We start from the raw sequence: 1113 nt of genomic DNA, 5'->3' as shown, positions 1-1113 counted from the left end.
GACTCAGCAAGCACCAGCTTGAGCACGAGCCTCAGTGCATCAATCAGTGCAAGCGACTCAGCAAGTACCAGCTTGAGTACCAGCCTCAGTGCCTCACACAGTGCGTCAGACTCAACAAGTACCAGCTTGAGTACTAGCCTCAGTGCATCACTCAGTGCGTCAGATTCAACAAGTACAAGTTTGAGCACAAGTCTAAGTGCATCAATTAGCGCATCAGATTCAGCAAGCACCAGCCTGAGAACGAGCCTCAGTGCCTCAATCAGTGCAAGCGACTCAGCAAGTACAAGTTTGAGCACAAGTCTAAGTGCTTCACTCAGTGCGTCAGACTCANCNAGCACCAGCTTGAGTACAAGCCTCAGTGCCTCAATTAGTGCAAGCAACTCAGCAAGTACAAGTTTGAGCACAAGTCACAGTGCCTCACTCAGCGCTTCTGAGTCAACAAGTACTAGCCTGAGCACAAGTCTCAGTGCATCAATCAGTGCTTCAGATTCAGCAAGCACCAGCTTGAGTACGAGTCTCAGTGCCTCAATTAGCGCTTCAGATTCAGCAAGCACAAGTTTGAGTACAAGCCTCAGTGCCTCAATTAGCGCTTCAGATTCAGCAAGTACAAGTTTGAGCACAAGTCTCAGTGCCTCAATCAGTGCAAGCGACTCAGCAAGTACAAGTTTGAGCACAAGTCTAAGTGCTTCACTCAGTGCGTCAGATTCAGCAAGTACAAGCTTGAGTACCAGCCTCAGTGCCTCACACAGTGCGTCAGACTCAACAAGTACCAGCTTGAGTACTAGCCTCAGTGCATCAATCAGTGCGTCAGATTCAACAAGTACAAGTTTGAGCACAAGTCTAAGTGCATCAATTAGTGTAAGTGACTCAGCAAGCACCAGCTTGAGCACGAGCCTCAGTGCATCAATCAGTGCAAGCGACTCAGCAAGTACCAGCTTGAGTACCAGCCTCAGTGCCTCACACAGTGCGTCAGACTCAACAAGTACCAGCTTGAGTACTAGCCTCAGTGCATCACTCAGTGCGTCAGATTCAACAAGTACAAGTTTGAGCACAAGTCTAAGTGCATCAATTAGCGCATCAGATTCAGCAAGCACCAGCCTGAGAACGAGCCTC

General features: G+C 48.9%; 1 protein-coding gene. It reads right to left on the bottom strand.

The window, feature by feature from the left end:
* Positions 1 to 407 precede the first annotated feature (407 nt).
* A partial coding sequence (locus tag D8791_RS10360; RefSeq protein ID WP_185760590.1) for a hypothetical protein occupies positions 408 to 1113 on the bottom strand: 706 nt, incomplete at its 5' end.

This window comes from Streptococcus cristatus (genome assembly GCF_003943515.1).
In the GTDB taxonomy this organism is placed as follows: Bacteria; Bacillota; Bacilli; order Lactobacillales; family Streptococcaceae; genus Streptococcus; species Streptococcus cristatus_D.
Note: the sequence above shows the minus strand (reverse complement) of the source record. Positions and strands in the feature narration are given on the sequence as shown.